2 protein-coding genes and 1 pseudogene are annotated in these 2,274 nt (G+C 74.2%); all 3 read left to right on the top strand.

The features are described from left to right. The first annotated feature begins 204 nt into the window (after window positions 1–204). Entirely contained in the window at window positions 205–462 is a 258-nt protein-coding gene (locus tag DQW06_RS16155) for a hypothetical protein (RefSeq protein ID WP_013152556.1), read from the top strand. Window positions 463–558: 96 nt separating this feature from the next. Beyond that, window positions 559–1,860: an MFS transporter gene (locus DQW06_RS16150; protein ID WP_013152557.1), complete on the top strand. Its 1,302-nt coding sequence runs from the start codon at window positions 559–561 to the stop codon at window positions 1,858–1,860. A gap of 196 nt (window positions 1,861–2,056) precedes the next feature. Then, window positions 2,057–2,274: pseudogene (locus DQW06_RS29580) on the top strand (hypothetical protein); the annotation flags it as partial.

Raw genomic sequence — 2,274 nt, 5'->3', positions numbered from 1 at the left:
GCGCGGGCACCGTCTCCGTATGGGGGTGTCCTCGCAGGCGGGACGCGCCTTCGGAGCGGGGGTGCGGCGCCCGCGCGGCTCCCGGACCCGCTTTCGTGCGGCCGAAACCTCCGAAGCGGGAGACCGAATCCCGTGTTCGGCAAGGGTCGCAGGTCACTGGTGCCGTGGCCGGTTCCGGCCTGATCACCCCTGCCAGTGCCGGGTATGTCCTCCATCGGCATGGACAGGACTGGGGAGCAGGAACAGCGCCGGATCGCCGAACACATCGAGTGGCAGAAGCAGGGTGCGTGGGTGGTCCTGTGGGGTCCCTACACCCGCTGTTTCTGGGCGTTCGCCTGCTGGCCGGTGATCCCCGCGGGCGGTGTCGTCATCAGCGCGCGCGACCCGCACACCCTGTACTCGGAGATGCGCTACGTCGAGCGCGAGCACGACTACCTGCGGTGGCGCTACGGACGTCACTGAGCGGCGTCCGTCAGGGGCGGTGTTTACGACATGGCGGACATAACACGCTTCTGGCTAGGATTCCTCCGTTGGTAGGACCAAACAGAGGACGCACGCGTGTCGACACACACCGCTCAGCCAGGGGACGCCCTCACCGAGTCCGAACGGGCCCGGCTCCAGCGGCGCACCGTCCTGGTCCTCATGCTCGCCCAGGTGGTCGGGGGCGTGGGCATGGGCGCGATGATCGCGGTGGGCGCGCTCATCGCCCTCGAACTCACCGGCTCCGACACCTGGTCCGGCATGGCCACCACCATGATCACCCTGGGCGCCGCGGTGTTCGCCCTGCCCCTGGCCTCGCTGGCAGCCCGGCGCGGCCGCCGACCCGGCCTCGCGCTGGGCTGGATGCTCGGCGCGCTCGGCGGCACCGTCGTCATCGCCGCCACGGTGCTGGAGGCGTTCGCGCTCTTCCTCGTCGGCATGGTCCTGGTCGGCGCCGGGACCGCCACCAACCTCCAGGCGCGCCACGCCGCCGCCGACCTGGCCTCCGAGCGCAGCCGCGGCCGGGACCTGTCGATCGTGGTCTGGGCGACCACCGTCGGTTCGGTGGCGGGCCCCAACCTCACCGGCCCCGGCGCGCGCGTGGCCGACCTGTTCGGCCTGCCCGCCCTGCTGGGCCCGGTGCTGTTCACCACCACCGGGTTCGTCCTGGGCGGACTGCTGATCCTCGCCCTGCTGCGCCCGGACCCGCTCCGCGCGGCCACCGCGGACCGCCCCTCCGGCGGCGCGGCCCCCTCCGGAGCCCGGCTGTCCGTGGCCGGGGCGCTGCGGGTGGTCGCGGCCGGCCCGGGGGCGCTGCTCGCGGTGGTCGGCATCGTGGCCAGCCACACCGTGATGGTCGCGGTCATGACCATGACGCCGGTGCACATGTCGCACCACGGAGCGGCGCTGACCGTGATCGGCCTGACCATCTCCCTGCACATCGCCGGCATGTACGCCCTGTCGCCGGTGGTGGGGTGGCTCACCGACCGGTTCGGGCGGGTGCCCGTCCTGCTGGCCGGTCAGGGGATCCTGATCGCCGCCGCGGTGGTGGCGGGCACGGCCGGGCACGATGAGGCCAGGGTGACGGTCGGTCTGGTGCTGCTGGGGCTGGGGTGGTCGTTCGGGCTGGTGTCCGGGACGGCGCTGCTGGCGGAGTCCCTGGCGGCGGACGTGCGCCCCCGCGTGCAGGGTGTGAGCGACCTGGTGATGAACCTGGGCGGCGCGGCGGCGGGCGCCCTGTCGGGTGTGGTGCTGGCCCAGGCGGGCTTCGGCGGCCTCAACCTGTTCGCGGCCGTGTTCACCGTGCCGGTGTTCGTGCTCGCCGTGCGCGCCCGGCTGGCCCGGGCGGACCGGCGGGAGCGGACCGGGGAAGCGCGCTGACCGCCGGTCGGCCTGTCGCCGCCGAGCGCGGTGACCGGGCTCCGCGGCCCCTGTCGTGCGCCCTTTGCCCGGGCCTTACCGAAAACGCCCCGTGACCTCCACGCGCGGGCCCGCCCCCGCGGTTACCGTGCAGGCGTGAGGCGCCCGACGGCGGTGAATCGGCGGGCGGACCGCGCTGACATGAGGGGTGTTCTCAGTGTCCGATCGGGAGTCCGAGGGTGTGCCGCCGGAGCAGTCGGGACAGCGCCCGGACCCGGTGAACCACCGTCCGCCGGAGGAGTGGCGTCCCGGCGACGCCGGTGACCCGATCGAGGGCGGGCCGCAGCCGCCGGGGGAGCCGCCGCACCGCTTCCCCCGCAGGGAGACGCCGTCCGGAGAGGACCGGCCCGCGGGAGGCGGAGAAGGCGGGTCCCC

The organism is Nocardiopsis sp. TNDT3, from assembly GCF_003427465.1.
In the GTDB taxonomy this organism is placed as follows: Bacteria; Actinomycetota; Actinomycetes; order Streptosporangiales; family Streptosporangiaceae; genus Nocardiopsis; species Nocardiopsis dassonvillei.
This window is presented reverse-complemented; position numbering and strand designations above follow the sequence as displayed.

Bases quoted from the DNA above. Each gene is read 5' to 3' on its own strand.
- DQW06_RS16155 (WP_013152556.1), top strand. From the start codon at position 205: ATGTCCTCCATCGGCATGGACAGGACTGGGGAGCAGGAACAGCGCCGG.